Origin of the sequence: Streptococcus sp. HMSC078D09, assembly GCF_001813675.1 — a bacterium.
Taxonomy (GTDB): domain Bacteria; phylum Bacillota; class Bacilli; order Lactobacillales; family Streptococcaceae; genus Streptococcus.
Map to the genome: position 1 here is coordinate 141661 of NZ_KV813650.1, position 20962 is coordinate 162622.

Genomic DNA, 20962 nt, shown 5'->3' on the forward strand with positions numbered 1-20962 from the left:
AATAAATGAAATTATAGCATAATTACATATGGAAATGATAGACTATAACTTACATAAAGAATATATAATTAGTAACAGGTGATATATGAGTTATACAAAAATGCAAATATCAAATTTTCTAAACGATAATATACTTTTTAAATTTTGGATAAGTGATGATTTTATTATTAAATTAAATGAAGATAATAATACATACACATTTGATGAGATTGAAAATATAATTAAAAAAAATCTTGATTATTGGAATTCTATTAAGAAAATATCTTCAAATAGTTTCCAATATGAATGGCAAGACCTAAGTAATAAAATTAAATCAATTAGAACGTACTTCTATGAAATAGAGAACTTAGATTTGGATAATGTAAATAACTACATTTATAACAATCTTTCAAGTAATCGACAATTAATTGAACAAGGGAAAACTATTTATTTATTATCAATTTCATCTCCCATCGACAAGGATGAAGAAATTCGAAAAATAAAAAATTTTGTTACTTATTACATAAACAAAACGGAAAATAATTTTACAGATGCCGTTAAAAATTTTATCTATCTCTCAAAAAATATAAATTACATAGGTCACTATTTATCAAATCCTAACCAATATTATTTTTACCCAGCACTCTTTTTACTAAAAAAAGATTTTTCTAAGATTAAGGAAAATATTTCAGATTTTGAAAATAATATTGTAATTCCCTTGTCGAAAAAGTTAGAGGCGATATCTCAGAATTCTGATGAAATGTTCAGCGAAATTACTGCCTTGGTAGAAACTAAGCATAGTGAAATTAGTCAAAAATTTAATCAAACAGTTTTAAAGATAGAAGAATTTCAGAACTCAGTAAATGATTGGCAAGACGATAAGAATAATCAACTAAATAATTTAGAGAAAACCTATAAAGAAAAACTGTCGTTAGAAGCTCCTGAGCAACTTTGGAATAGTCTAGCAAAAGACTATAGGAATCGTGCTGGAATTTGGACTTGTATTTTCATTGTCGCAGTTGTTTTGTTAATTTTAGCATCTGTACAGTTAGTTCTTGCTATCCATAATTATTCAATAGATGTTATAAAGGAGATTCCTTTTATTTCAGAATCATTTATTTTCGTTTCAGTTATCTCATTTTTCATCTATATAATCAGAATATTAATAAAAATTGTCATGTCAAATCATCATTTAGCAGTTGAATATAAACAGAAGGCATCATTAACTAGATTTTATCAAGCTTTAATTAAATCTGGAACAAATATAGATAAAGAGGAACGTTTAATAATTATTAACTCATTATTTAGTAGAGTTGATACTGGTTTGGTAAAAACAGATACTTCAAATGACAATGATTCTATTTGGGCAATACTATCTAAGAATCTAAAATAGTAGGTATAATGAAGGGAGATTGATATGAAAAAAGGTTTTGTGATTGTGCTTTCTGCTTTGGTCTTGGCTTCGTGTGGTCGTCCTCAGAGGACGGTGATGCCTAAGAATTCGGAGACCAAGCAGACCAGCACGTCAGAAAAGAAACAGTCTGGTATGGATTTAAAAGCGATCAAGGATAAGGACTACTCGAGTATACAAGGAACTTGGATCGATGGTCGTGGCAATGAGCTGGTCTTTGATGACAAAGGTTTGGTCAGCGAGGATGTTGAGCTTGATGCATCGTGCTTTAAGCAGAAGGACCAGATCGCTGAGATGACGGTTAGTGCCAAGTCGGGTGTTGGAGGCTATGGTCTCTTGCTCCTTCCAAAAGGTCAGGAAGCGGGCAAAGACGATGCTTCGGATAAGTCTAAGGATCGGATCTGGGCTGGTCAGTCACCGGAATATGGCGATGATGACAATTTCTACTATTGCAAGAAAGAGCAACCGAAAGATCGGGAGCAAGTAGATGCAGACGATAGCAGTAGTACGTCTAAGACGAGTAAGGCCAAGAAGTGGAATACTCGCTCGGATGGTGAGGTCAAGTCTTCGAAGAAGGCAGACCAGAATGATTATCCAGGCTACACCGCTGCTCAGGTTGAAGCTGCTCGTGTCTGGGCTTATGTGATCAAGTCTGTACCGACAGAATTGAGTATTAATGAAAAGAGTGCTGGTACAAAAATTTACTTTGGTGGGCTAGGAGTTGACTATCCTAAAGATGTTCGTCAGTTGTTTACACCTATTTCTGCAGAAGGTCATGTGACTTATGCGTCTAACGGTGATGGGACGGTGACGATCTATCCTGTACCGAGCCACTGGCAACAGTCTGCGGATGAGCTTAATAGTGAAGAGTTTATGACGCAATTTACCCAAGGAATCTTGGACCATGCAGAGACGGTGACTTTGCCAGATGGAGATCCTGATTTGATTCGTCAAATTCTTGCCGTACTGAAGTAAGAGAGAGATTATGGTAGAATAACATTAAATGATAATTTTTAAACTATTAAATATCTAAGTACTTATAAGGTTATAAAATTTAAAATTTTGGAATGTCTTTTACTGGAAACTTTATGTAATTTTGGTCAATTACAGGTCATTTTCGACTTGTTAAAAATTAAAAGGAGGCAATCTATGAAAAAAACTATGTTTGCAACAATGGCCATTCTCTCGCTATTTCTGTCGTCGTGCGTGCAAAAAGAAGCGAAGAATGAAGACAAAAAAGAGCAGTCTACTGAACAGAGTGTAAAAGATTCTACAAAGGAAAGTAAAGAATCAGTGGTCAAAGGAATGGATCAAGCCCCTACCTCATTGGTTGGAAATGAAAAACCTAATGTAGTATTTGCTTATATGCTTCAAAATCAAATCAATGGCGAAATTGAGATGGGGAAAGTGTTTTATAATGAAGAATATCTGGTCCTTGTCTTATCTGCATCAGAAAATATGCTATCTTTAGCAAATATAAATCCAAAAGATTATTGTAAGACGCTTTTTGATTTAAAAGAAGAGATAGTAAAGCAATACAATGCAACTCAAAAAACACCAAGTAGTATAAAACTTAAAATATATGATAAAGATGAGAAGCTCTTGGCGACGGAGGAAAATGGAGCTTTGGTGGTTAAGTAACTAAATTCAGTCAACCATCTGTCGGCATCTGCGTTTTACATTCTTCTCACCAATCCACATTTATTGTTTTTTTAAGCTGATCCTGTTACAATGATACTACACGGAAAAGACTGGTCTTCCAGCCTTTTTCATTTCACTATAGAAAGGTCTTTTATGAAACGCAAATCGATTTTGTTTCTCTATATACTCTTGCTAGCGATTGGGCTGGCCTATGAGACCCAGTCACTGACGGAAGGCTGGATGTCTGGAAGCCAGTACGGGATTGTGGGTCTTTCAACCCTGATCCTCCTGGTCTATGCGATTCCTGCTGTCTGGGCCCTCTTTCATTTCACCAAGAAGTGGAAGTTGTCTTGGGTACCGGTGCTCTTTTCTCTACTAGGTGGGGGCTTTGTTGCTGGTTGGTTATCTAGCTTTGCCAATACCTATTTCCATGACATGATTCAAGCCATCGCTCCAAATAGCGAATTTTGGAACCAGTACGAGAGTGCCATCGCTGCGCCACTCTTTGAGGAACCCTTTAAGTTGATTCCCATCTTCTTTGTTCTCTATTTGTTCAGTGTCCGTCGGATCAAGTCGATCTTCCTCTTAGCTATTGCGTCTGGGCTTGGCTTCCAGATCGTGGAGGACTTTGCCTATATCCGTCAGGATCTGCCAGATGGCTTTTCTTACACGGTGTCAGGGATTCTCGGTCGTGTAGCCAATGCGCCCATGTCTCACTGGGTCTACACAGGCCTTGTCATGCTCGGTTTCTACTTGATTGTCCAAGCTAGCAGAGGACGCAAGGATCTAGCTCTAGCAGGCTGGGGCTATTTAGTAGCTGGGTTTGGACTCCATTTTGTTGGAAATTCACCCTTCTCACAAATCGTGACCGAGCTGCCGATTGCGATTCCAGTCTTGAATGCTACTGGTCTCTTCCTGATCTACCTAGCTTATCAAACTGTTGAGCGATTAGAACAAGGAAAATAAACCAAAAAAAGATGCGTATGTTTGCACACATACGCATTTTTGTTATTTACCAAGACAGAACTGGCTGAAGAGTTGGGTAATGAGCTCATCTGGAGCAGCATCTCCTGTGATTTCTCCGAGGATTTCCCAGGTGCGGGTGAGGTCGACTTGAAGCAGGTCAACCGGCATACCTAGAGCCAAGCCTTCGTTGACAGCTTGCAGGGCTTCAACAGCTTTCTCGATAAGAGAGATGTGACGGGCATTTGAGAGATAAGTCGCATCTTGCTCGACCAGGCCAGCATTCTCGAAGAAGAGGGCGTTGATGCGGTCTTCGATTTGGTCAATGTTTTGATTTTTAAGGACAGAGATCTTGATGTGATCTGCAGGGATTTGATCCAACTCGATTTGTTGCGGGAGATCGACCTTGTTGAGGAGAATGATGCGGTTGCTATCTTGAGAGATCTCAAGGAGCTGGCGATCTTGATCGGTCAGGGGTTCGCTAGCATTGAGGACCAGGAGGACTAGATCAGCTTCCTTGAGGGCTTTTTTCGAACGTTCGACACCGATTTGCTCGACGATGTCCTCGGTTTCCCGGATCCCAGCCGTATCGACCAACTTGAGGGGAACCCCGTTGATGTTGACGTATTCTTCAATGACGTCCCGGGTGGTTCCTTCGATATCGGTCACGATGGCTTTTTCCTCTCGAAGGAGGTTGTTGAGGAGGCTAGACTTGCCGACGTTTGGTCGACCGATGATAGCAGTAGAGATCCCTTCACGCAAGATCTTTCCACGGCGAGCTGTCTTCAGCAAATTGGTCAAGAGGGCTTCAAACTCGGTGGTCTTTTCACGAATGATCTCGGTGGTAGCTTCCTCGACATCATCGTACTCAGGATAGTCGATGTTGACTTCGACTTGAGCCAGAGTATTGAGGATCTCTTGACGGGTATTGTTGATCAGTTCAGACAGGGATCCGTCCAACTGTTTGACGGCAATATTCATAGCCTTGTCGGTCTTGGCGCGGATAATATCCATGACTGCCTCAGCCTGGGTCAAATCAACCCGACCGTTGAGGAAGGCACGCTTGGTAAATTCACCAGGTTCGGCCAAACGAGCTCCCTCACGGATGACCAATTGCAGAATTTCATTGGTCACTGCAATCCCGCCGTGGGTATTGATCTCGATAATGTCCTCACGGGTGAAGGTCTTAGGTGAGCGCATAGCTCCAACCATGACTTCATCGAGGATCTCATTCTTATCTGGATCCACGATGTGGCCGTAGTTAAGGGTATGGCTAGCCACTTTGCTTAAATCTTTTCCCTTAAAGATTTTTTGCGCAATGGCAAAGCTGTCTGTCCCGCTTAAGCGGACGATCCCAATAGCTCCCTCACCGAGAGGTGTCGAGATGGCAGCGATGGTATCAAATTCTTTAGTAATCATGTCAATTCTCTTTTCCTGTAGATTCATCTCTATTCTATCGTAAAGTCCGCAGACGGGCAAGGTTTTGCTTTTAGAACTAAAAGTTGGAAAGGTTTTCAATTAATTAGTGAAATCTCTTACAGAATATGCTATACTGTAAGAGAATATAAAAGGAGGTCTATGATGGTAAACCTAAAAGAACAGGTAGGAATTAAAGCGGCTGAGTTTGTCACAGACGGCATGATTGTCGGTCTCGGTACAGGGTCAACTGCTTATTATTTTGTGGCTGAATTGGGTCGTCGCATCAAAGAAGAAGGCTTGAAGATCACGGCAGTTACGACATCGAGTGTGACCTATGATCAGGCTGAAAGTTTAGGCATCCCGCTCAAGGCCATCGACGATGTCGAAGTGGTCGATGTGACAGTAGACGGTGCCGATGAAGTGGATCCTCAATTAAATGGGATCAAAGGTGGCGGTGGTGCTCTCCTCATGGAAAAGATCGTCGCAACCAATTCAAAAGATTGCATTTGGATCGTGGATGAATCCAAACAAGTCGCAACTCTTGGGGCTTTCAAACTTCCAGTGGAAGTAGTGCAATACGGAGCTGAAAATCTCTTCCGTCACTTTGAGCAAAAAGGTTACCATCCTGCTTTCCGTATCGCGGATGACCAACGTTTTGTCACCGACCAAGGCAACTTCATCATTGACTTGGATCTTAAGGTGATCGAGGATACAGAAGCTCTAGCCAATGAATTGGATCACACCGTAGGCGTCGTAGAGCACGGTTTATTCTTGAACATGATTTCAAAAGTGATTGTAGGGACACCAGATGGCCCTGTCATCATTGAAAAATAGGTTTCTCTAAAGAGGAGCCGGATCAAACAACGGCTCTCTTCTTATAGGGATATGGTATAATATAGCTAGTTTAATAAAGGAAAGAGGCAGTATATGTCAAAATTTAAACGCATGCACTTAGTTGTGCTGGATTCAGTTGGGATCGGTGCTGCACCAGATGCCAATAACTTTGTCAATGCAGGTGTTCCAGATGGAGCATCTGATACTTTGGGCCACATCTCTAAAACCGTTGGCTTAAATGTACCAAACATGGCCAAAATCGGTCTTGGAAATATTCCTCGTGAAGTACCATTGAAGACTGTGCCAGCTGAAAGCAACCCAACTGGGTATGCAACAAAATTGCAAGAAGTCTCTCTTGGGAAAGACACCATGACTGGTCACTGGGAAATCATGGGGCTCAACATTACAGAACCTTTTGATACCTTCTGGAATGGTTTCCCTGAAGAAATTATCACAAAGATTGAAGAGTTCTCAGGCCGTAAGGTCATCCGTGAAGCTAACAAACCTTATTCTGGTACAGCGGTCATCGATGACTTTGGACCACGTCAAATGGAAACTGGCGAGTTGATCATTTATACATCAGCTGACCCAGTTCTTCAAATCGCAGCTCACGAAGACATCATTCCTTTGGATGAACTCTACCGTATCTGTGAATACGCTCGTTCCATCACTTTGGAACGTCCAGCTCTTCTTGGGCGTATCATTGCCCGCCCTTATGTTGGGGAACCAGGCAACTTCACACGGACAGCCAACCGTCGTGACTTGGCTGTTTCACCATTTGCGCCAACTGTTTTGGATAAGTTGAACGAAGCGGGTATCGATACCTATGCAGTTGGTAAGATCAACGATATCTTCAACGGAGCTGGTATCAACCACGATATGGGCCACAACAAATCAAACAGCCATGGTATGGATACCTTGATTAAGACCATGGGACTTCCTGAATTCCAAGAAGGCTTCTCATTTACCAACTTGGTAGACTTTGATGCTCTTTACGGTCACCGTCGCAATGCTCACGGCTACCGCGATTGCTTGCATGAATTTGACGAACGCTTGCCAGAAATCATTGCAGCCATGCGTGAAGATGACCTCTTGATGATCACTGCAGACCACGGGAATGACCCAACCTATGCTGGTACAGACCATACGCGTGAATACATCCCATTCTTGGCTTATAGCCCATCCTTCAAGGGCAATGGTGTGATTCCAGTCGGACATTTCTCTGATATCTCTGCGACAATTGCAGATAACTTTGGTGTTGAAAAAGCCATGATCGGTGAAAGCTTCTTAGACAAATTGAACTAAGATGACACGCTTCGCTCTCCTCGTAAGAGGGATCAATGTTGGCGGGAAAAACAAGGTCGTGATGGCAGAGCTTCGAGAGGAGCTCCAAACGATCGGGCTGGATGGGGTAGAGACCTACATCAATAGTGGCAATATCTTCTTTGAATCTGCTAGTTCTAAAGCAGAATTGGTAGATTTGCTGGGACATTTCTTTCGTGATCACTATCCCTTTATCCAGTCTTTTTCTCTCTTTTCAGCTGAGGACTATGCGCAAGATCTCGCTGCTCTACCAGGATGGTGGCAGGAGGATCTGGCCCGCAAGGATGTTCTCTTTTACACAGAAGGCCTCAATCAGGATGCTGTCTTGGAGCTGGTCTCCTCTTTTTCGCTCGGTGATGAAATCATCCATCGTGGGAATCTAGGGATCTACTGGGGCAAATACTCAGAAGAAACCTATACAAAGACCGCTTACCACAGACAAGTCCTCAAGATGCCGGATTACCGTCTGTTGACCATTCGCAATGCCAATACATTTGACAAAATTGGCCAATTTTTAAGGAAATCATAAAGGAGATATGCAATGACATTATTAGCAAAAATCAATGAAACAGCTGCTTTTTTGAAAGGCAAAGGAATGGAAGCACCTGAGTTTGGCTTGATCCTTGGATCAGGTCTTGGAGAACTGGCTGAAGAAATCGAAAATGCCGTCGTAGTAGACTACTCTGAAATTCCAAACTGGGGTCGTTCAACGGTTGTCGGCCATGCTGGTAAATTGGTCTACGGTGATCTTGCTGGACGTAAGGTTTTGGCCCTTCAAGGACGTTTCCATTTCTACGAAGGAAACCCATTAGAAGTGGTGACTTTCCCAGTTCGTGTTATGAAAGTTTTGGGCTGTGAAGGGGTTCTTGTTACCAATGCTGCTGGTGGTATTGGCTTTGGTCCAGGTACTTTGATGGCCATCACAGACCACATCAATATGACTGGTCAAAACCCATTGATCGGTGAAAACTTGGATGACTTTGGTCCACGTTTCCCAGATATATCGAAAGCTTACACACCTGAATACCGTGAGACAGCTCATCAAGTAGCAGACAAATTGGGTATCAAATTGGATGATGGGGTTTATATCGGTGTGACAGGTCCTACTTATGAAACTCCAGCTGAAATCCGTGCGTTTAAGACTCTTGGTGCAGATGCTGTCGGAATGTCAACCGTTCCTGAAGTCATCGTTGCAGCGCATTCTGGCTTGAAGGTTCTTGGTATTTCATGTATTACCAACTTTGCGGCTGGTTTCCAAGAAGAGCTCAACCACGAAGAAGTAGTGGAAGTGACAGAGCGCGTCAAGGGAGACTTCAAAGGATTGCTAAAAGCGATTCTTGCTGAACTCTAATCCAATGAAAGTACGACTCCAAAGGCTGCCCTACGGACTGAGGTTGCTTCTAGCCACCTTATCATTAGGGATCGGGACAGGTCTGGTCGGCATTGCCTATCATTATCTACTGGAAGGGGTGCAAGGGCTGGCCTTTGGCCAAGATACATCGGATTTGCTCCAGCAATTTCAAGAAGCTGGAGGTCTCCGTAGATTTTTGGTCTTATGTGTGACTGGGTGCTTGGCAACTGGCTTCTGGTATGTCCTGCAAAAGCGTTATAAGATCCTGTCTATTCGCCAGCAAATTGACTTAGCTGGAGACAGGGAACCAGCGCCCTTAGCCCACCTCCTTCATGCAGGGATGCAGGTGGCAATTGTTGGAGCAGGCGCATCGGTCGGAAAAGAAGGAGCCCCACGTGAGGTCGGGGCTCTTCTAGCTGGTCGCTTGGCGAAGGGATTCTCACTAGCCCTCAAAGAGCGAAAAGTCTTGATCGCCTGTGGTGCTGGAGCTGGTTTGGCTGCGGTCTATCAGGTTCCCTTTGCCAGTAGCTTGTTTGTCTTTGAGACCTTAGGGCTCGCATACAGTTGGCAGAACTTTCTACTGGTTTTGACCAGTACTTATCTGGCCACCTGGGTCGCTCAGCCCATCGTTGGTCAGGAGGCCATTTATCAACTGTCCGCTGTCTCATGGTCGGCTAGCAGTTTTTTACAGGCTATTGTGATTGCTTTCTTGGTCACTCCCTTGGCTCTGGTCTTTGCTTTCCTCGCCAAGCGGGCTAGTCACAAACGGCGGAAGGATAGGACAATTCTTTGGGCTCTTCCTCTAGCCTTTCTAGTGCTGGGGAGCCTAGTAGCCTTTTTCCCCATCTTTATGGGAAATGGCCAGGTACTAGCACAAGCCCTCTTGTCTAGCCAGTCGATTCCTTATCTTCCACTGACTCTTGCAGTGAAGGGGCTTCTGGTTTATCTCCTCTTGCGCAATGGTGCCTATGGGGGAACCTTGACACCATCATTTGCCTTAGGAGTTGGATTTGGCTACCTAGTGACCTTGCTTTTGACAGTCCTTGGGATTCATCTGGATCCAGCTATAGGGATGTTACTAGGAGCGACCGTCTTTTTAGGAACGACCTTAAAAGCTCCTCTGACAGCCATTGCCCTGAGCCTTGGATTTACAGGTCAAACTTGGAGTTTGACAATCCCGCTTGTACTTGCGGCTGGTCTGTCTTACGTGATTCGAAAGAGATGGGAGAAGAAACGATGAAGGTACATTTTGTACTGCATGAAACATTTGAAGTGCCGGGCGCTTATCTAAAATGGGCACAGGAGCGTGGCCATCAAGTGACCACGACTAAAGTCTATGAGAATGAAGCCCTACCAGAGACAGTGGATGAGATCGACTTTTTGATCGTCATGGGAGGACCTCAATCGCCAGATGAAGATCGGGAAACTTTTCCATACTACGATCCTCAGGCAGAGATCGAGTTGATTCAAAAAGCCATGAAGGCAGATCGTTATATTGTTGGGGTCTGTCTGGGGGCGCAGCTCCTGTCTGTTGCCTATGGTGCGAAGTATGACCACAGTCCGGAACGTGAGATTGGGGTTTATCCTGTGACCTTGACGCCTGAAGGACTGACAGATCCACATGTCGGTGAGTTTGGAAAAACTCTTGAAACTGGTCACTGGCATGGTGATATGCCCGGATTGACAGAAGATGCTGTTGTTCTTGCGACCAGTCAAGGGTGTCCGCGTCAGATTATTCGCTTTAGTCCGAAACATTATGCCTTCCAAGCCCACTTGGAATTTGATCCAGAAGCAGTTGATCTCTTGATTGCTGCTGACGGTGAAGAAGTTTTGGAAGAACAAAGTCAAAACCTGACCTTTGTTCAAAAACCTGAAGCCATTCGTGCTTACGATTATCGAGAAATGAATACCAAACTCTTTGCGTTTTTGGATTCATTAACAAATTAAATAAAAAAGAAAGGATGGGTTTACCGTATTCGCTGAACTGAATACGGGCGGAGAACTGTGTAAAAAAGATAAACTGTCTAGCATCTGCGATGCGTCGTCAGTTTCCTATTTTTACTTTGTTCTCTGTCGCCCTTTATATCTTAATTATGTCTATCCATATTGCTGCTAAGCAAGGTGAAATTGCTGATAAAATTCTTCTTCCTGGGGATCCTCTTCGTGCGAAATTTATTGCTGAGAATTTCCTTGAAGATGCTGTTTGCTTCAACGAAGTCCGTAACATGTTTGGTTACACAGGTACTTATAAAGGTCACCGTGTTTCTGTCATGGGTACTGGGATGGGGATGCCATCGATCTCTATCTATGCGCGTGAGTTGATTGTCGACTACGGTGTGAAGAAATTGATCCGTGTGGGAACGGCTGGTTCTTTGAATGAGGATGTGCATGTTCGTGAATTGGTCTTGGCGCAAGCTGCTGCAACCAACTCAAACATCATCCGCAACGACTGGCCTCAATACGATTTCCCTCAAATCGCTAGCTTTGATCTTTTAGACAAGGCTTATCACATTGCCAAAGACCTTGGCATGACGACCCACGTTGGCAATGTTTTGTCATCAGATGTTTTCTATTCAAACTATGGTGAAAAGAACATCGAGCTTGGTAAATGGGGTGTAAAAGCTGTAGAAATGGAAGCAGCGGCTCTTTACTATCTTGCGGCTCAACACCATGTGGATGCCCTTGCTATCATGACGATTTCAGACAGTTTAGTTAATCCAGATGAGGACACAACTGCTGAAGAACGTCAAACTACTTTCACAGACATGATGAAAGTTGGTCTTGAGACCTTGATTGCAGACTAATGGCAACATTCCTTCATGATGAATGGCTCTACGATCTCCAAAATTATCACTACAGCCGGGCTCTGCGCTCTATTAAGCAACAGGAAGAAGTACCGGATTTGTTGGTAAGTTTACTGCAGTTAATGGCGGAGCGTCGAGAGCTCAATATCCAACCCGTCATGAATCAAAAGTTGAGAACCGAGTTGCTAGAGGCGACTGGTTTTCAGCTTTTTTGGCATGAAGATCCAGAAGACGAGCAGTTGGCCAACTACCTTTATGACTTAGAGGCGAAGTTGCGAAATGAGCAGATTATTGACTTTGTTCGTGCCGTTAGCCCAGCCATCTATCGGATCTTTATGCGATTGATTCAGTTGAAAATTCCTGATATTACCAACTATATTCATAACTCCAAAGAATCCAGTTATGACCGTTGGAAATTTGAGAGCCTGCATGCGTCTGACAACCCTATCCTGCAGCAATTCCACAGCGAAAGTGTGGTCAATTCCTCCAGTTTGACGGAGTTGATTGTGCAGTTGGACTTACCAGATAGCGTCAAAGTTGCGGCCCAACAATTGCGGGAGTTAGAAAAATCAGTTCGCAATCCCCTGGCCCATTTGATCAAGCCCTTTGATGAAGAAGAGCTCCATCGGACGACGGGTTTCTCTTCTCAGGATTTTATGAAGAATTTGATTGACCTTGCAAGCTACACAGGTATTCATTATGATCAAGCTGACTTTTATTTTGATCAGGCCAATGCTGTGATGGAAGAGCTACTAAAGGAGAAGTAGATGGATAAGATTGCTCAACTACAGGAGATGATTGATCAGAATCAACGGATTGTGTTTTTCGGAGGGGCAGGAGTTTCCACGGAGTCAAATATTCCAGATTTTCGAAGCTCAGACGGTGTCTATAGTGTTCAGGTAGGGCGGCATTTGACAGCTGAGCAATTGGTCTCCCATACCATGTTTGAGCGCTATCCAGAGGATTTTTTCGACTTTTACAAGAAGTACTTGCTCTACCCAGATGCCAAACCCAATGCTGCCCATCGCTATCTGGCTTGGCTTGAAGAGACCGGTAAACTCAAGGCGGTGGTGACACAAAATATTGATAGTCTCCATGAAATGGCTGGTTCTAAAAAAGTTTTGAAGCTCCATGGCAGTGCCGACCGCAATTACTGTACGGGTTGCCAGCGATTTTATGATTTGGAGGCCTTTCTAGCTTTGGAAGGCCCGGTTCCACACTGTCTGGACTGTGGCAAGGTGGTCAAGCCTGATGTGACCCTCTACGAGGAGCCTCTCGATATGGACGTCTTTTGCCAAGCAGCCCAAGCCATCCAAGAGGCTGATATGCTGATTATCGGTGGAACCTCTCTCGTGGTCTACCCAGCAGCCAGCTTGATCCAGTATTTCCAAGGGAAGAAGCTGGTTGTCATCAATAAAACCAGTATCCCACAAGACAAGCAAGCAGACCTAGTTATCGAAGGAAAAATTGGCCAAGTATTTTCACAATTAAGACCATAAAAAATATCTGAGTGAACATGGATCACTCAGATATTTTTTACTTATCAAACTTCACTTCCTCAAGCAAGTACTCGATGAATTTTTCTCCCATTTTTGAGAGGGCTGTTTTTTCATGTTTGATGTAGACCAGCTCGATTGGGTCTTCGATATCAAGGGGAATGGAGACGATGTTATTCCCGTTGAGATTGCTGTTAAGGATCCCGGTCGCAATGGTGTAGCCATCCAGACCAATCAAGAGATTAAAGAGGGTCGCCCGGTCACTGACGACGATGGATTTCTTATGATGCTCTTGAGAGAGGATCTCTTCTGAGAAGTAGAAGGAGTTGTGGGTTCCTTGGTCATAGCTAAGGTATGGGAAATCTTCCAGATCAGACAAGTGAACGATCTCTTTCTTGGCAAGGGGATTGGTCTTGCTGACAAAGATATGAGGTTGCGCTGTAAAGAGGTGGGTGGCAATCAGGTGATTATCATCCAGCATCTTAGAGAGGACATCTCGGTTGTAGCTATTCAAAAAGAGTACGCCAACTTCGCTTCGGAAATTCTTGACGTCATCGATGATCTCCCAAGTCCGCGTTTCCCGTAGGAAGAGCTCGTATTTTTCCATGTCGCTTTTCTTCAATAGTGAAACGAATGCCTCAACCACGAAGGCGTAGTGCTGTGAAGAGACACTGAAAAGCTCACGAGAACCCACAGGATTTTTATAGCGCTCGGACAAGAGGTCGATCTGCTCCACCACCTGGCGGGCATAAGAGAGGAACTCCATCCCATCGCGTGTCAAAGTGATCCCTTTGGGATTTCGGATAAAGATTTCAATTCCCATCTCATTTTCCAAGTCCTTAACGGCATTGGAAAGGCTAGGTTGCGTGATGAAGAGTTGTTTTGCGGCCTCATTCATAGAGCCGGTTTCGACGATTTTGATAATGTATTGTAATTGTTGTATTCTCATGCTTTTATTTTAACATAAAAGAGCGCGTTTTTCCCGTAAAATGTGGTCTTTCAAGGACTGTATCAGAGAATAAGACAGGCTGAGGGAGGTAATAGAAAGTAGGCCAGATCAAATATTTAAAAAATAGAAAATTGGGAACAAAATCTCCATCTGGGGACTGATTTTGATGGAAAAATACAGTTTTGCCTTGCTGAAAGGGAGATCCGATTGATAGAATGGTAAAAAATTGATTGAGGAGATCTTATGAAAAAACTAGTTTCCTGGTATAAGAAAAAGGATAAGGAATTGGAAACCCATTTCACAGCCGGTCTGTTGCAGATCAATTTTGTGACCAATGCACTGATTCTATTAGCCTTTTACATTTATTTTGTTGTTAGTGAGTCGATCTATGCAATAAAGGATCCATTCGTCCAATTTAGTTTTCTTGCTATAGTGTCCTTTACGATGGAGGTTTTGCCCTATGGTGTGACCTTAGCCCTTTTTGTTCCCAATATTTTTGTCATTATCTATGGGATCGGTCGGTGGTCCAGCCTCCAGTTCAAAGAAGCAGAGGAAGAAGCTCCTAAAGATCCTGATTTGTTTGAAGATAGGGTGCCAAAGGAAGGAGAAGGGACAAGAAAAGATGACGCATTCCTAATGAAAGAAAAGCAAGAATCACCGAGTCCTAAGCCTATCAAAAAGAAAAAACAACAGCCTACCATTGTTCTTTGGTTTGGTCTCTTTGGTTGCTTTCTAGAAGCGATTTTTATTTACATCGTCAAGGATATGACCTTTTACGAATGGAATGAGCCTTTGATCAATTCTCAGAAACATGCCCTGATTTGGTCAGGTGCCTATCCAACCTTCTTTACCTTTGCATCTCTTACTTTACTAGCCTTGCTTATCTATTCCTACCGGGATGCGAACTCCCTCTCGCCGCTAGCAAATGTCTTCTGCATCAGTGGCATTCTAGGAGGAGTGGTTCTTCTTTTAGTTTTCGATAATCAACTGCAGGTAGCAAGTTTTCACACCTTTTTCTTATTGATCTATTCCATTTATCTCTTGTGGGTTCGCATCAAGGAGTGGCAGGAAGATCGAACAGAGATAAGCTATGAGAATCGTCTGCTTCAATGGCTCCATCAGCTCTTAAACAAGTCGCGAAACTGGCCATGGTTAGCAGTTCTTGTTGCCCTTCCAACCCTTGCCCTTGTTGTCCTCGTTCTCATGCTCTTTGGGCAGCAACCGGATTCCATGATCAAGGCCTGGACCAATACAGCTGACTGGGCCTTCTCACAGAAGATCCCTCCTCAGAATCTCATCATTGATGAGCACTATCTCTGTACGGTTGCGGCTAGTGGTCATGAAAAAGTTGTCAAACCCCAGCGGATGGGCGTCCGCCACGGTCATCCAGTCGTCGTCAATCGCCAGCTCTGTATCGCCAATGCCTTTGAACAGGTGCTAGAAGAAAAGACGCCACGTTTCCATCGCTTCTTGCGTCGCAATTATGACCGCTATGGCTATCCCTTTGCCAAACATATCAAGAAGAAATGGGCCATGGACCTGATCTACTACCTGATGAAACCTTTGGAATGGCTCTTTTTACTGGTTCTTTATCTAGTCGTTCGCAAGCCTGAAAACCGAATCGCCATGCAATACATTAAACCGATCCCAGAAGATTTTGACCCCCGTAAAGTTTCCTGAGTTACTGATTTTACTTGACAAGCGACAAGGAGCGCGATATAATGAGACAAATTTAACCTTTAAGAGGTCCAGAGAGGCTTGCAAGGAAAGACAGAAAAAAGATCAGCAGACTGTGTCTAGCTGATCATTTGTAGGGCCTTGCTTTTGCGAGGTCTTTTTTGCTGAAAGAAAGAAGAGGAAATCAATGGTCAGTGACAGTTGTAAAAAACGCTTTGGCAAAATCATGATGGAGGAGATGGAGCTGGTTGCTCAAGAAGAGATCGCTCCTCGCATCTATTCTATGATCTTAAAAGGGGAAATGGTGGAGCAGATGCTGCCAGGTCAATTCCTTCATATCCGCGTCCCTGATGGATCCAAGCTCCTTCGCCGTCCGATTTCAATTTCTGAGATTGATCCTGAGACACAGACGTGTCGCTTGATCTACCGCATTGAAGGTGGGGGAACAGCTATCTTTTCCCAATTGCCAATCGGTAGCAAACTAAGCGTGATGGGGCCTCAGGGAAATGGCTTTGATCTCACCAATCTCGGCCAAGGTCAGAAAGCCTTGATCATCGGTGGCGGGATCGGTGTTCCTCCTTTGGTCCAAGTGGCCAAACAACTCCATGAGCAAGGGGTAGAAGTTGAAGTGGTTGTCGGATTTGCGACCAAAGAAGCCGTCATTTTGGAAGAAGAGCTTTCTCAGGTGGCTCATGTCACTGTAACGACAGACGATGGATCTTATGGTACCAAGGGCTATGTCTCGTCGGTTATTGATCAGATGGACCAGGAGTTTGACGCTATCTATTCTTGTGGAGCACCTGGCATGCTCAAATATGTCAATACCAAGTTTCATGACCATCCCCGCGCCTACATTTCCATGGAATCCCGTATGGCTTGTGGGATGGGGGCTTGCTACGCCTGTGTGGTGCATCTGGAAAATGAAAGCCAAGCAGCCAATAAGCGCGTGTGTGAAGATGGACCGGTATTTGAAACCGGTACGATTGTGATGTAGGAGGACCTTATGACAGCAAATCGACTAGCGGTATCCTTACCCGGTTTAGACTTGAAAAACCCCATCATTCCGGCATCTGGCTGTTTTGGTTTTGGTCAGGAATATGCTAAATACTATGACTTAGACCTGCTTGGATCCATCATGATCAAGGCGACAACTGCTGAGGCTCGTTTTGGTAATCCAACGCCACGTGTCGCTGAGACGCCTGCAGGCATGCTCAATGCTATTGGGCTCCAAAATCCAGGCGTAGACGTGGTCCTAGCAGAGAAACTTCCTTGGTTGGCCCAACATTATCCAGACCTACCGATTATTGCCAATGTAGCTGGCTTCTCCAACGAAGAGTATGCGACGGTATCAGGCAAGATCTCTCAAGCGCCAAATGTCAAAGCGATTGAACTCAATATTTCTTGTCCAAATGTAGACCATGGGAACAATGGTCTCTTAATCGGGCAGGTTCCTGAGTTGGCCTATGCGGCTGTGAAAGCAGCGGTAGAAGCGTCCTCAGTCCCTGTTTATGTCAAGTTAACGCCTAGTGTGGCAGACATTTCGCAGGTCGCAAAAGCAGCAGAGGATGCAGGGGCGACCGGCTTAACCATGATCAATACCTTAGTTGGGATGCGCTTTGACCTCAAGACTGGTAAGCCCATCATTGCCAATGGAACCGGAGGCATGTCGGGTCCAGCCGTTTTCCCAGTTGCATTAAAACTCATCCGCCAGGTTGCCCAATCCACTAAACTTCCGATTATCGGAATGGGAGGTGTGGATTCAGCCGAAGCAGCCATTGAAATGATGATTGCAGGGGCTTCTGCGATTGGAGTTGGAACCGCTAATTTCACTGATTCTTATGCTTGTCCAAGCATCATCGAAGATCTGCCACAGGTCATGGATCGCTATGGTATTGACACCCTTGAGAACTTCCGAAAACATGTACGGGAAAATCTACTGTAAATCCTTGACTTTTCCTAAATATCGTACTACAATAAATAAAAACCTTTAAAGCAGTCCAGAGAGGCTCCTAAGGTCTAGACGGTGAATCATGGTAGTTGTTCCTACCTAATTTTCGTGTAACCTTGCCTCGGGCAAGGTTTTTTTGTAGACAAAATGATCAATCAAAAAAGGAGTAATCCATGCGTGAAGAACGTCCTATTATCGCCCTTGACTTCCCAGCTTTCGAGGATGTCAAAAATTTTTTAGAGCATTTTCCAGAAGACGAAAAATTATTTGTAAAAATCGGAATGGAATTTTTCTATGCAGTTGGTCCTGAAATTGTACATTACCTCAAAGGGCTTGGACACAGTATTTTCCTTGATTTAAAATTGCATGATATCCCAAATACAGTCAAATCAGCTATGTCCGTACTGGGGACTTTCGGAGTAGATATGGTGACGGTCCACGCAGCCGGTGGTGTGGAGATGATGCGCGAAGCTAAGGCAGCTCTTGGTGAAGGAGCTAAATTGGTAGCCGTGACCCAGTTGACTTCTACCAGTGAAGAAGACATGCGTGATTGCCAAAACATCCAAACAACAGTCCAAGAATCAGTAGTCAATTATGCTCGCAAGGCCCAAGAAGCAGGCTTGGATGGTGTTGTCTGCTCAGCCCATGAAGTAGCCTTGATCAAAGATGCCACTTCGTCAGACTTTGTCTGTGTCACACCAGGGATTCGTCCTGCTGGAGCTGAAATCGGCGACCAAAAACGGGTCATGACCCCACAAGAGGCTCATAAAATTGGATCTGACTATATTGTCGTTGGACGCCCAATTATCCAAGCAGAAAACCCATGGGATGCTTACCATGAAATTAAGAGACAATGGAATAGTTAAGAACGTCTAAGAAGCTGTGCTTCAAGACGTTCTACGGGAAGCCCGATAGGGCCTTCCCTAAACTATTCACTAGATTATGAGAATAAAAAGTATCGTTTTATTCTCATAATCGTCGGAACACTAATTGCTACTAAAAGTGAAAATTTTGTAGCTCTACGGGAAGTCCTACTGGACCTTCCCTAACGCGTTCACTAACCTGTAAAGTTGTTGTTTAAATCAATGATTGATTTAATTCGTATATGATTAAAATCGTAAAAAGGAGTCGTCATGTCATTAGCTAAAGATATTGCTAGCCATCTTTTGAAAATCGAAGCGGTTTATTTGAAACCAGAAGAACCGTTCACTTGGGCATCTGGGATCAAGTCCCCAATTTATACCGATAACCGTGTAACCCTCGCTTATCCAGAAACTCGTACCTTGATCGAAAATGGATTTGTAGATAAAATCAAGGAAGCTTTCCCTGAAGTGGAAGTGATTGCAGGTACAGCAACTGCTGGGATTCCTCACGGAGCCATTATTGCGGACAAGATGAATTTGCCATTTGCCTACATTCGTAGCAAACCAAAAGACCACGGTGCTGGAAATCAAATTGAAGGCCGTGTACCACAAGGTCAAAAGATGGTCGTAGTGGAAGATTTGATTTCTACTGGTGGATCTGTCTTGGATGCTGTCGCAGCTGCCAAGCGTGAAGGGGCGGACGTTCTTGGTGTGGTTGCCATCTTCACCTACCAATTGGAGAAAGCCGATAAGAAATTTGCGGAAGCTGGCGTTCAACTTGAAACCTTGTCTAACTACACAGAATTGATTCATTTAGCAGAAGAACAAGGTTACATCACTTCTGAAGGTTTAGAGTTGTTACACCGTTTCAAGGAAAACCAAGAAACTTGGCAAGATAAATAATAGGACGGAAGCGTTTCTAACGCTTCTTTTTTATACTCTATTCACTAGTTGGTGATTAACTTGAATCTCAAAGTAAAATCCGGTATGATAGTAGTAATTGTTTTTATGGATGAAGGAAAAACTATTTTTAAGGGAGAATAAGATGACAAAAGAACATTATTTGCAAATGAAGAAGGAATTTAAAATTAGATTTACAATTATTATCGTCCTAGGTATAATTGCTAGTGTATTTTATATTCAGATATTGCTTAGCCACTCTCGTGAAGTGCCCTTTTTTATAACCTGTCTTGGAACTCTCACCTTCATCAATCGGTCATTGATTGCACCTTTCTTTTATGAGAAAAAAGCAGCTGAGAAGGAACATCCAGAATGGAAGAATTTATCAACAAAAGGAGTAGAAATTCCTCAGGAAGAAATTCAAAAACGAAATGGGATATCGATCCTATCTTTCATCATTGTAATTGTTGGATTCTTCATGTTATACCGACCAGCTCCAAAAACGGATGTAGGAACTGAGGTAATAAAAACTAATAGCGAGATCCAGTCTGTGCCAGAAAGTTCGACAGAAAAAGAATCTAGCACAGTCTCTAATTTAACCCCGAAAGATGTTCAAACTTTACAAGAATTGAAAGAAGAGATTGAATCCAATGCTCCATCAGATTCAAATTCACTAGATATAAACAAAGCAAAAGATTTTGCAGAAAAAGCGCAGCAACAGAATTGGTTGAAAAGGGGAGAATAAAAATTTTTCAAGGGATTTGAAACCAACTAGTTTATGTGAAAGGGTAAAAAAATCAATGACAGTAACAATATTCTGGCTTAGCTTGGGCATTCTGAGCCTTGTTTTCTTGATCATGCTGCTCATCTTTTACACCTTGTATCGTCGTGAAATAAAAGTGAAAACAGAATCAACCGCAAAAGTTCTGGGAGAAGTAGTTGCTTTTGATTCCAAAAATCAACTGCTTATTTCCCTGCCTGTGGTGGAGTATCAAGTTGGGGGCGAAAGATACCAAAAGACCTTTACCTACGCTTATTTCAGAGAGACTTCTTCTAAGTCAAGACAAACCAATGTTTTCGATAGAACCTATGTTCTTGGAGCCGGCAAAAATCTGGATTTGCGGATGATATTCCCAATCGGGTCTCCTATGACAGTCTTTTATAATCCAGTCGACCCACAGATCGGTTTTGTCGAACGATATGCTGGCTTAGTCGGTTTCTATAAAATCGGAATGATTCTAACGGTTGGAATTTATCTTGTTTTATTATGTATTCTAATCCTAGTGTTTTAGGTTAGTTAAGGTTAAGAGTTAAAAATTGGTTGGATAAAATGAATGTATCCATAATTACCATTTTACAGTTGATAGTCACCCCAAAACAGCAGAAATGCTGTTTTTTTGATAT

General features: G+C 43.2%; 22 protein-coding genes. 20 read left to right on the top strand and 2 right to left on the bottom strand.

What is annotated here, in order from left to right; translation table 11 throughout:
• The first annotated feature begins 85 nt into the window (after nt 1–85).
• From HMPREF2926_RS00715 to HMPREF2926_RS00730, 4 genes are all read left to right on the top strand, one after another.
• Nucleotides 86–1372, top strand: a complete 1287-nt coding sequence (locus HMPREF2926_RS00715) for a DUF6161 domain-containing protein (RefSeq protein WP_070586136.1) — start codon at nt 86–88, stop codon at nt 1370–1372.
• A gap of 24 nt (nt 1373–1396) precedes the next feature.
• Entirely contained in the window at nt 1397–2365 is a 969-nt protein-coding gene (locus HMPREF2926_RS00720; RefSeq protein WP_070586137.1) for a DUF6287 domain-containing protein, read from the top strand.
• A 174-nt stretch (nt 2366–2539) separates the two neighbouring features.
• Complete coding sequence (locus HMPREF2926_RS00725; RefSeq protein ID WP_049485840.1) at nt 2540–3031, top strand: hypothetical protein; 492 nt, start codon at nt 2540–2542, stop codon at nt 3029–3031.
• 153 nt (nt 3032–3184) lie between these two features.
• The gene (locus HMPREF2926_RS00730; RefSeq protein WP_070586138.1) at nt 3185–3997 is read left to right on the top strand and encodes a PrsW family glutamic-type intramembrane protease; all 813 of its coding nucleotides are present in this window, start codon (nt 3185–3187) and stop codon (nt 3995–3997) included.
• 42 nt (nt 3998–4039) lie between these two features.
• Here the strand turns inward: HMPREF2926_RS00730 and mnmE are convergent, their stop codons facing one another.
• Complete coding sequence (mnmE, locus tag HMPREF2926_RS00735; RefSeq protein ID WP_070586139.1) at nt 4040–5413, bottom strand: tRNA uridine-5-carboxymethylaminomethyl(34) synthesis GTPase MnmE; 1374 nt, start codon at nt 5411–5413, stop codon at nt 4040–4042.
• 162 nt (nt 5414–5575) lie between these two features.
• On the opposite strand from mnmE, the gene rpiA reads away from it, so the two are divergent.
• From rpiA to HMPREF2926_RS00780, 9 genes are all read left to right on the top strand, one after another.
• Nucleotides 5576–6247 carry a ribose-5-phosphate isomerase RpiA gene (gene rpiA / locus HMPREF2926_RS00740; protein ID WP_070586140.1) on the top strand — a complete coding sequence of 224 codons (672 nt, stop codon included), beginning with the start codon at nt 5576–5578 and terminating at the stop codon, nt 6245–6247.
• Between the two features lie 93 nt (nt 6248–6340).
• Nucleotides 6341–7552: a phosphopentomutase gene (locus tag HMPREF2926_RS00745; RefSeq protein WP_070586141.1), complete on the top strand. Its 1212-nt coding sequence runs from the start codon at nt 6341–6343 to the stop codon at nt 7550–7552.
• A gap of 1 nt (nt 7553) precedes the next feature.
• The gene (locus HMPREF2926_RS00750; RefSeq protein WP_070586142.1) at nt 7554–8099 is read left to right on the top strand and encodes a DUF1697 domain-containing protein; all 546 of its coding nucleotides are present in this window, start codon (nt 7554–7556) and stop codon (nt 8097–8099) included.
• Between the two features lie 12 nt (nt 8100–8111).
• Complete coding sequence (locus HMPREF2926_RS00755) at nt 8112–8921, top strand: purine-nucleoside phosphorylase (RefSeq protein WP_070586143.1); 810 nt, start codon at nt 8112–8114, stop codon at nt 8919–8921.
• A 4-nt stretch (nt 8922–8925) separates the two neighbouring features.
• Nucleotides 8926–10161, top strand: coding sequence for a chloride channel protein (locus HMPREF2926_RS00760; RefSeq protein ID WP_176745525.1), 1236 nt, complete (start codon nt 8926–8928; stop codon nt 10159–10161).
• Nucleotides 10158–10868 carry a type 1 glutamine amidotransferase gene (locus HMPREF2926_RS00765; protein ID WP_070586144.1) on the top strand — a complete coding sequence of 237 codons (711 nt, stop codon included), beginning with the start codon at nt 10158–10160 and terminating at the stop codon, nt 10866–10868. Before HMPREF2926_RS00760 ends, HMPREF2926_RS00765 begins: the two co-directional genes overlap by 4 nt.
• Nucleotides 10869–11014: 146 nt before the next feature.
• The gene (gene deoD, locus HMPREF2926_RS00770; protein ID WP_070586244.1) at nt 11015–11725 is read left to right on the top strand and encodes a purine-nucleoside phosphorylase; all 711 of its coding nucleotides are present in this window, start codon (nt 11015–11017) and stop codon (nt 11723–11725) included.
• Nucleotides 11725–12492, top strand: coding sequence for a hypothetical protein (locus HMPREF2926_RS00775; protein WP_070586145.1), 768 nt, complete (start codon nt 11725–11727; stop codon nt 12490–12492). The genes deoD and HMPREF2926_RS00775 overlap by 1 nt, the downstream gene beginning before the upstream one ends.
• Entirely contained in the window at nt 12493–13224 is a 732-nt protein-coding gene (locus HMPREF2926_RS00780; protein ID WP_070586146.1) for an NAD-dependent protein deacylase, read from the top strand.
• Nucleotides 13225–13261: 37 nt separating this feature from the next.
• Here the strand turns inward: HMPREF2926_RS00780 and HMPREF2926_RS00785 are convergent, their stop codons facing one another.
• On the bottom strand, nt 13262–14170 hold the full coding sequence (locus HMPREF2926_RS00785) for a LysR family transcriptional regulator (protein WP_003003594.1): 909 nt from the start codon (nt 14168–14170) through the stop codon (nt 13262–13264).
• 243 nt (nt 14171–14413) lie between these two features.
• Between HMPREF2926_RS00785 and HMPREF2926_RS00790 the strand changes: the two genes are divergently transcribed.
• The 7 genes from HMPREF2926_RS00790 to HMPREF2926_RS00820 all read left to right on the top strand — a co-directional run bounded on the left by HMPREF2926_RS00790 (nt 14414) and on the right by HMPREF2926_RS00820 (nt 20850).
• The gene (locus tag HMPREF2926_RS00790) at nt 14414–15850 is read left to right on the top strand and encodes a DUF6688 domain-containing protein (RefSeq protein ID WP_070586147.1); all 1437 of its coding nucleotides are present in this window, start codon (nt 14414–14416) and stop codon (nt 15848–15850) included.
• Nucleotides 15851–16034: 184 nt separating this feature from the next.
• On the top strand, nt 16035–16841 hold the full coding sequence (locus tag HMPREF2926_RS00795) for a dihydroorotate dehydrogenase electron transfer subunit (protein WP_070586148.1): 807 nt from the start codon (nt 16035–16037) through the stop codon (nt 16839–16841).
• A 9-nt stretch (nt 16842–16850) separates the two neighbouring features.
• Complete coding sequence (locus HMPREF2926_RS00800; RefSeq protein WP_070586149.1) at nt 16851–17789, top strand: dihydroorotate dehydrogenase; 939 nt, start codon at nt 16851–16853, stop codon at nt 17787–17789.
• 179 nt (nt 17790–17968) lie between these two features.
• The gene (gene pyrF / locus HMPREF2926_RS00805; RefSeq protein ID WP_013903499.1) at nt 17969–18661 is read left to right on the top strand and encodes an orotidine-5'-phosphate decarboxylase; all 693 of its coding nucleotides are present in this window, start codon (nt 17969–17971) and stop codon (nt 18659–18661) included.
• Nucleotides 18662–18928: 267 nt separating this feature from the next.
• Complete coding sequence (gene pyrE, locus HMPREF2926_RS00810; protein ID WP_023917983.1) at nt 18929–19561, top strand: orotate phosphoribosyltransferase; 633 nt, start codon at nt 18929–18931, stop codon at nt 19559–19561.
• A 142-nt stretch (nt 19562–19703) separates the two neighbouring features.
• Nucleotides 19704–20303, top strand: coding sequence for a hypothetical protein (locus HMPREF2926_RS00815; protein ID WP_070586150.1), 600 nt, complete (start codon nt 19704–19706; stop codon nt 20301–20303).
• Nucleotides 20304–20358: 55 nt separating this feature from the next.
• Nucleotides 20359–20850, top strand: a complete 492-nt coding sequence (locus tag HMPREF2926_RS00820) for a DUF3592 domain-containing protein (RefSeq protein ID WP_023917987.1) — start codon at nt 20359–20361, stop codon at nt 20848–20850.
• Nucleotides 20851–20962: the final 112 nt, after the last annotated feature.

Excerpts from the sequence above, each read along its gene's own strand:
- HMPREF2926_RS00720 (WP_070586137.1), top strand. The coding sequence starts at position 1,397 with ATGAAAAAAGGTTTTGTGATTGTGCTTTCTGCTTTGGTCTTGGCTTCG.
- HMPREF2926_RS00755 (WP_070586143.1), top strand. The coding sequence starts at position 8,112 with ATGACATTATTAGCAAAAATCAATGAAACAGCTGCTTTTTTGAAAGGC.
- pyrF (WP_013903499.1), top strand. The coding sequence starts at position 17,969 with ATGCGTGAAGAACGTCCTATTATCGCCCTTGACTTCCCAGCTTTCGAG.
- HMPREF2926_RS00775 (WP_070586145.1), top strand. The coding sequence starts at position 11,725 with ATGGCAACATTCCTTCATGATGAATGGCTCTACGATCTCCAAAATTAT.
- HMPREF2926_RS00725 (WP_049485840.1), top strand. The coding sequence starts at position 2,540 with ATGAAAAAAACTATGTTTGCAACAATGGCCATTCTCTCGCTATTTCTG.
- HMPREF2926_RS00795 (WP_070586148.1), top strand. The coding sequence starts at position 16,035 with ATGGTCAGTGACAGTTGTAAAAAACGCTTTGGCAAAATCATGATGGAG.
- HMPREF2926_RS00815 (WP_070586150.1), top strand. The coding sequence starts at position 19,704 with ATGACAAAAGAACATTATTTGCAAATGAAGAAGGAATTTAAAATTAGA.
- HMPREF2926_RS00790 (WP_070586147.1), top strand. The coding sequence starts at position 14,414 with ATGAAAAAACTAGTTTCCTGGTATAAGAAAAAGGATAAGGAATTGGAA.
- pyrE (WP_023917983.1), top strand. The coding sequence starts at position 18,929 with ATGTCATTAGCTAAAGATATTGCTAGCCATCTTTTGAAAATCGAAGCG.
- HMPREF2926_RS00745 (WP_070586141.1), top strand. The coding sequence starts at position 6,341 with ATGTCAAAATTTAAACGCATGCACTTAGTTGTGCTGGATTCAGTTGGG.
- rpiA (WP_070586140.1), top strand. The coding sequence starts at position 5,576 with ATGGTAAACCTAAAAGAACAGGTAGGAATTAAAGCGGCTGAGTTTGTC.
- HMPREF2926_RS00760 (WP_176745525.1), top strand. The coding sequence starts at position 8,926 with ATGAAAGTACGACTCCAAAGGCTGCCCTACGGACTGAGGTTGCTTCTA.
- HMPREF2926_RS00765 (WP_070586144.1), top strand. The coding sequence starts at position 10,158 with ATGAAGGTACATTTTGTACTGCATGAAACATTTGAAGTGCCGGGCGCT.
- HMPREF2926_RS00820 (WP_023917987.1), top strand. The coding sequence starts at position 20,359 with ATGACAGTAACAATATTCTGGCTTAGCTTGGGCATTCTGAGCCTTGTT.
- mnmE (WP_070586139.1), bottom strand. The coding sequence starts at position 5,413 with ATGATTACTAAAGAATTTGATACCATCGCTGCCATCTCGACACCTCTC.
- HMPREF2926_RS00800 (WP_070586149.1), top strand. The coding sequence starts at position 16,851 with ATGACAGCAAATCGACTAGCGGTATCCTTACCCGGTTTAGACTTGAAA.
- HMPREF2926_RS00730 (WP_070586138.1), top strand. The coding sequence starts at position 3,185 with ATGAAACGCAAATCGATTTTGTTTCTCTATATACTCTTGCTAGCGATT.
- HMPREF2926_RS00785 (WP_003003594.1), bottom strand. The coding sequence starts at position 14,170 with ATGAGAATACAACAATTACAATACATTATCAAAATCGTCGAAACCGGC.
- HMPREF2926_RS00750 (WP_070586142.1), top strand. The coding sequence starts at position 7,554 with ATGACACGCTTCGCTCTCCTCGTAAGAGGGATCAATGTTGGCGGGAAA.
- HMPREF2926_RS00715 (WP_070586136.1), top strand. The coding sequence starts at position 86 with ATGAGTTATACAAAAATGCAAATATCAAATTTTCTAAACGATAATATA.
- HMPREF2926_RS00780 (WP_070586146.1), top strand. The coding sequence starts at position 12,493 with ATGGATAAGATTGCTCAACTACAGGAGATGATTGATCAGAATCAACGG.
- deoD (WP_070586244.1), top strand. The coding sequence starts at position 11,015 with ATGTCTATCCATATTGCTGCTAAGCAAGGTGAAATTGCTGATAAAATT.